5 protein-coding genes are annotated in these 6,353 nt (G+C 72.1%); 4 read left to right on the plus strand and 1 reads right to left on the minus strand.

All coding sequences use genetic code 11. The features are described 5' to 3' along the window. Positions 1 to 99: 99 nt before the first annotated feature. From SACHA_RS0107245 to SACHA_RS0107260, 4 genes are all read left to right on the plus strand, one after another. On the plus strand, positions 100 to 543 hold the full coding sequence (locus SACHA_RS0107245; RefSeq protein ID WP_019808376.1) for an ATP-binding protein: 444 nt from the start codon (positions 100 to 102) through the stop codon (positions 541 to 543). Positions 544 to 661: 118 nt separating this feature from the next. After that, entirely contained in the window at positions 662 to 1,108 is a 447-nt protein-coding gene (locus tag SACHA_RS0107250) for a DUF4383 domain-containing protein (RefSeq protein ID WP_019808377.1), read from the plus strand. 121 nt (positions 1,109 to 1,229) lie between these two features. Beyond that, positions 1,230 to 2,174: a glycosyltransferase gene (locus SACHA_RS0107255; RefSeq protein WP_019808378.1), complete on the plus strand. Its 945-nt coding sequence runs from the start codon at positions 1,230 to 1,232 to the stop codon at positions 2,172 to 2,174. A 16-nt stretch (positions 2,175 to 2,190) separates the two neighbouring features. Next, positions 2,191 to 3,486, plus strand: coding sequence for a glycosyltransferase (locus SACHA_RS0107260; protein WP_019808379.1), 1,296 nt, complete (start codon positions 2,191 to 2,193; stop codon positions 3,484 to 3,486). A 121-nt stretch (positions 3,487 to 3,607) separates the two neighbouring features. Here SACHA_RS0107260 and SACHA_RS0107265 read toward each other — a convergent pair whose 3' ends face one another. Continuing rightward, on the minus strand, positions 3,608 to 6,151 hold the full coding sequence (locus tag SACHA_RS0107265; RefSeq protein ID WP_019808380.1) for an ATP-dependent Clp protease ATP-binding subunit: 2,544 nt from the start codon (positions 6,149 to 6,151) through the stop codon (positions 3,608 to 3,610). Positions 6,152 to 6,353 lie beyond the last annotated feature (202 nt).

The following is a 6,353-nucleotide window of genomic DNA, read 5'->3' on the forward strand; positions in this document are numbered from 1 at the left end:
GCGGGCAGGGGGCGGGGCACAGCGGTGCGCCGGGCGCGGCCTGCGGGGACGTCCGCGGGCAGGCATGGTGCGGCCGGTGCCGGGTATCCGACCCCCATCATGCGCACGTACGAACTGACCGACTGGCTGGGACCGCAGTGCACGGGCCCGGTCGAGTTGCGCGTTCCCGCCGACGCCGAGCACCTGATCCTCATCCGGGCGATCGCCCACGCCGTGTCCTGCCGCGAGGGGTTCGGACCGGACGAGAGCACCGACATCACGGTGGCCGTCGACGAGGCGTGTACGAGTCTGATCCGCCGTTCGGTGCCCGGCGCGCTGCTCACCTGCCGGCTCCAGATCACCTTCGGCACCCTGCGCGTGGCGGTGTCCACCACGACGTTCGACGGGGGTGTCCCCAGCGAACACAGCTTCGGCTGGCAGGTGCTCGACACCGTCACCGACTCCGTGTCGGCGTGGCGGTACGAGTGCGACCCGCGACGCGGGACCGACCACGTGGTGCACATCGACTTCGCCAAGCAGTTTGCCCGGGGACCCCGCGGGTAGCTCCCGAACATCCCGGTCGTTTCCCGACCCCACGACACACCCGGCACGGCACCGGCGTCGCCGAGGAGGTGGTCGCCATGGCACCGAGCGCAGCGATTCCCGGACGGGCGGATCGGCCATGACCACGTTCCCCGTGGGCGACGGAGGCCCGCGCCCCACCGTGTCGATGCTGCGCGCGGTGACTCTGGTGATCGGGCTGTGGTACCTGACGTTCGGCCTGCTCGGTTTCGTCACCACCAGCAACAGCATGGGGGCGGACCCGTCGCGGTCGGTGTGGGTGTTCGGGGTCAGCGCCCTGGTCAACCTCGGGCACACCGGCGTGGGCGTCATGGGTGTGCTGGCCGCCCGCGCGGAAGAGACGACGCGCGCCTTCGGCTGGCTGGCCTTCTTCGGGTTCACCGGGCTGACCGCGTACGGCATCCTCGCCGTCACGGTCTCCCCGCTCGGCAACCTCGCCAACGTCTACGCCGCGAACGTGGTGCTGTACGGCGTCAGCGCGGTGCTCGGTCTGCTCCTGTGTCTGCTCCCGGTGCAACCCGAGTCGCGGGCCGGGCCACGGGACTGACCTCGGCAGCGGGGCGGGGAACCCACCTTCGGACACGGTACGCCCACGGACGACACCACCGTGCGACACCGGGTGCCGGGGAACCGTTTAGTGATGTCGCCGCGCGGGCAACTCGTTCCGCATGAGGTTGCTCCTGTGGCACGTGCACGGGTCGTGGACGACCGCGTTCGTGCGGAGCGGGCACACCTGTCTTCTCCCCACAGTGGACGACCGCGGTCCGTGGGGGCGGGGACGGTGCGGACGGGACTGGCCCGGCACCGCCGTGGAGGTTCCGCACGACCGGCTCCGGGGAGCCGACGTGGACGCCGTGGTGCTGCAGCGCCCCGAGGAGCTGGACCTCACCGAACGCTGGCTGGGTCGGCGCCCGGGAACGGACCTGCCCGCCGTCTACGTGGAGCACAACACCCCGCGCGAGCACGCCGCGACCACGCGGCACCCGCTCGCCGGGCGCGACGACATCCCGATCGTGCACGTCACCCACTTCAACGAGCTGATGTGGGACAACGGGATCGCCCCGACGGTGGTGATCGAACACGGGGTCGTCGACCCGGGCTACCGCTACACCGGGGAACTGCCCCACGCCGCCGCTCTGATCAACGAGCCGGTGCGGCGGAACCGGATCGTCGGCGCGGACCTGCTCGGGGTCTTCGGGGAGGTCGCTCCCGTCGACCTGTACGGCATCGGGACGGAAGGGTTCACCGCCCCGGGCGTGACCCCGGTCGGCGACCTCCCACAGGACCGGCTGCACCCGCACATGGCACGCAGACGCGTCTACCTGCACACCGCCCGCTGGACGTCGCTGGGACTGTCCCTGATCGAGGCGATGCACCTGGGGATGCCCGTGGTCGCGGTGAACTCGACCGAGGCCGCGACGGCCGTCGGCGAGGACGCGGGCGTGGTGTCCACCGACCTGGCCCGGCTCGCCCCGGCGGTCCGCACGTTGTGCGAACAGCCCGACCTCGCGGCGCGACAGGGCAAGTGCGCCCGCGAACACGCGCTGGCCCGCTTCGGCCTCGACACCTTCCTGCACCGCTGGGACGTGCTCCTCGACCGGCTCCTGTCCTGACTCTCCGGGAGGTCCCATGAAGATCGCCATGGTTTCCGAGCACGCCAGCCCGCTGGCCGCTCTGGGCGAGGCCGACGCGGGCGGGCAGAACGTCCACGTCGCGGACCTGTCCACCGGGCTGACCCGGGCCGGGCACGACGTGACCGTCTACACCCGTCGGGACGACCCCGACCGCCCGGAGGTGGTCGACATGCCCGGCGGGTACCGCGTCGTCCACCTGCCCGCCGGGCCGCCCCGGCACATCCCCCGGGACGAGTTGCTGCCGCACATGGGGGAGTTCACCACCTCGCTGCGGAAGTGGATCCGCGTGGAACGCCCCGATGTGGTGCACGCGCACTTCTGGATGTCCGGCCTCGCGTCCCTGATGGCCGTACGCGACGGCACCCCCGACGACGGTGTGCCGGGCGACGGTGTGGCCGACGACGGCACGGAGGGTACCGGCGGCGGGGGCGACGGGCAGCCGGGGACCGTGCCGGTCGTGCAGACCTTCCACGCACTCGGTGTGGTGAAGCGCCGGTACCAGGGCGCGCAGGACACCAGTCCCGCCGAGCGGATCGGACTGGAGCGGCTGATCGGCCGCAACGCCGCGCGGGTGGCGGCGACGTGCTCGGACGAGGTGTTCGAGCTCGTCCGCATGGGGCTGCCGCGCTCGCGGGTGTCGGTGGTCCCCTGCGGGGTGGACCTCGAACGGTTCTCCCCGTCCGGCCCACGGGATCCGCGCGGACACCGGTACCGGATCGTGTCGGTGGGCAGGCTGGTGCCGCGCAAGGGTTTCGACGTGGCGATCGCGGCACTGCGTTCGCTGCCCGAGGTGGAGCTGGTCGTCGCGGGCGGGCCCGAGCGCGGGAGACTGGACGCCGACCCGGAGGCGCGCAGGCTGCGGCGGTTGGCCGAGGAGTCCGGGGTGGCCGACCGGGTGCACCTGGCGGGGCAGGTGGCCCGGTCGGACGTGCCCGCGCTGCTGCGCTCGGCCGACGTCGTGGTGTGCACCCCGTGGTACGAACCGTTCGGGATCGTGCCGCTGGAGGCGATGTCCTGCGGGGTACCGGTGGTGGTCTCCTCCGTCGGCGGGTTGACCGACACCGTCGTCGACGGGGTCACCGGCGTGCAGGTACCGCCGCGGCGACCCGACGCCCTCGCCGCCGCCGTCCGCAAGCTCCTCGGGGACGCGGCCCTGCGCGACGCCTACGGCATCGCGGGCGCCGACCGTGCCCGCTGCCGCTACTCGTGGGACCGCATCGCCGCCGACACCTCCCGCGTCTACGAACGGGTCCTCCCCGCCACCGCACTCCGCGAGACCACGACCACCTGACCACGCGCGCGGCCGGGGTGTGCCGTGAGGGGCACTTTCCCTGCGTGGAGTGCCGTGAGGGGCACTTTCGCTGCGTCACATGCAGGGAAGGTGCCCTTCACGGCACACCACCGCGGGGCCGTCAGGTGGCGCCGGTGGGCACCGTGGTGTCGACGTCGAAGGTGAGGGTGTTGTCTCCGACGCCGACGGTGACGCGGGAGTGTTCCGGGATCTCGCCGTTGAGCAGCATCGTGGACAGCACGTTGTCCACCTCCCGCTGGATGGTGCGGCGCAGCGGCCGGGCGCCGTACTCCGGCTGGTAGCCGGTCTCGGCGAGCCACCGGACGGCCTCCGGCTCGACCCGCACCTCGACGTCCTGCGCGTGCGCCTTGCGCCGGGTCTCCTCCAGCAGCAGCGAGGTGACCTGCTGCAACTGCTCGGCCGACAGCTTGCGGAACACGATGATCTCGTCGATGCGGTTGAGGAACTCGGGCCGGAAGTGCTCGCGCAGCCTGCGCATCAACCGCTCCCGCAGTGGTGCCTCGGTGTCGTCCTCACGCGGCGGCGCGAACCCGAGCGCGCCCTGGGTGCCACTGAGCACCAGTTCGGACCCGATGTTGCTGGTCATGATCAGCACGGTGTTGGTGAAGTTCACCGTGCGGCCCCGGCCGTCGGTGAGCCTGCCGTCCTCCAACACCTGCAGCAGCAGATTGAACACGTCCGCGTGGGCCTTCTCGATCTCGTCGAGCAGGATCACCGAGTAGGGCCGCCTGCGCACCACCTCGGTGAGCTGTCCGGCCTCCTCGTAGCCGACGTAGCCCGGTGGGGCGCCCACGAGCCTGCTCACCGTGTGCCGCTCGCCGTACTCGGACATGTCCAGCCGGATCATGTGGTCGTCCGTGCCGAACAGCGCCTCCGCGAGCGCGCGCGCCAGTTCGGTCTTGCCGACCCCGGTCGGCCCGAGGAACAGGAAGCTGCCCGAGGGACGGTTCGGCTCGGCCAGGCCGGCGCGGGTGCGGCGCACCGACTCGGACACCGCGCGGACCGCCTCGTCCTGGCCGACGACCCGCCCGTGCAGGTGCTCCTCCAGCGTGAGCAGCCGCTCCCGTTCCTCCTGGGTGAGCTGCGCGACGGGCACCCCGCTGATGCGGGAGACCACCTCGGCGATGTCGACGGCCGAGACGTCCGGCGCCTCGGAGGGGCGCTCCCCCTGCTTCTCCTCCTCGATCCGCCCGCGCAGCGTGTTGATCTCGTCGCGGAGTGCCGAGGCGCGTTCGTAGTGCTCCTCGCTGACCGCCTGGTCGCGGTCCCGGCACAACTGCTCCATCCGCGCCTGGAGGTCGCGTAGCTGCTCCGGCCTGCGCCCGGTGCGCATCCGCACCCGCGCGCCCGCCTGGTCCACCAGGTCGATCGCCTTGTCCGGCAGGTACCGGTCGGTGACGTACCGGTCGGACAGCGTCGCCGCCGCCGACAACGCCTCGTCGGTGAAGCGCACCTGGTGGTGGGCCTCGTACTGGTCCCGCAGGCCGTGCAGGATCGCGAGGGTGTCCTCGACGGACGGTTCGGGCACCAGGATGGGCTGGAACCGGCGTTCGAAGGCGGGATCGTTCTCGATGTTGCGCCGGTACTCGTCCAACGTGGTCGCGCCGACGACGTGCACCTCGCCCCGGGACAGCGCGGGTTTGAGCATGTTGCCCGCCCCCATCGACCCCTCGGACGCGCCGGCCCCGACCACGGTGTGCAGCTCGTCGATGAACACGACGAGTTTGCCCCGGTTGGCGCGGAGTTCGTCGAGCAGCTTGGTCATCCGCTCCTCGAAGTCACCGCGGTACCGGGTGCCCGCCACCATCGCCGCCACATCGAGCTGCACCACGCGCCGGTCGCCCAGGGTGTCCGGCACCTGCCCGTCGGCGACCCGCTGGGCGAGGCCCTCCACGATGGCGGTCTTGCCGACCCCCGCCTCGCCGATCAGCACCGGGTTGTTCTTGGTGCGGCGGGACAGCACCTCGATCGTCTGCTCGATCTCGCCGTCCCGGCCCACGACCGGATCGATCTCCCCGTTCCGCGCCATGATCGTGAGGTCCCGGCTGTACTGGTCGAGGGTGGGGGTGTCACTGGCCTGCTGCTGTTCCTGCCCCGCCGTGCGGGCGTTGCCGGGCGCGGCGGTCGGGTCGGAGATCGCCTTCTGCATCGACTCCGGGGTGATCCCGGCCTCGCCGAGCAGTCTGCCCGCCCGCGAGTCGGAGTTGGCCACCAGCGCGAGCAGCACGTGTTCCGGACCGATATAGGACGAGCGCAGCCCGCGCGAGATCTGGTGCGCGTCCAGCAGGGTGCGTTTGGCACCCGGGGTGAGCACCGGCATCCCGGACCGCGGCTGTTCGCTGCGCTCCTCCCGCTCGACCCGGGTCGCCAGCGCGTCCGGGTCCGCACCGGAACGCTGGATCAGCTCCCGGCTGCCCGGCACCCGGGTGGCGGCCCACAGCAGGTGCGTGGAGTCCAGTTCGCTGCCGTTCCACTCGCCGACCTGGCGCACGGCCGCCGACACGAGAGCCAGCGCCTGCTCGCTCATCAGCCGGGTGATGCCCACCGCGTGCGGCCGCCGCCCGGGCATCGCGTTGCCGAAGAACTGCGCGAGCAACTGGTCGAAGGGGCTCGAACCGGGGTCGGCACCGAAGAAGCCGGTCATGGAGCACACTCCCTGTCGCGACGGCGGCTGTTCCGCCCTGCGGACGGTTCGTCTGCCACGGGACCTACCCGGTCCCGCGGACGGTCAACCGTTCACCCGACGTACCGCCGGGCCGGGGAGTCCCGCCGTGCCCGTTCGAGCGCGCACAGGTTCCGTTCCACCCGGTCCGGCAGCACGCGGCGTTCCCGCAGCACCCACGGCA

This window comes from Saccharomonospora halophila 8, assembly GCF_000383775.1.
Classification (GTDB): domain Bacteria; phylum Actinomycetota; class Actinomycetes; order Mycobacteriales; family Pseudonocardiaceae; genus Saccharomonospora; species Saccharomonospora halophila.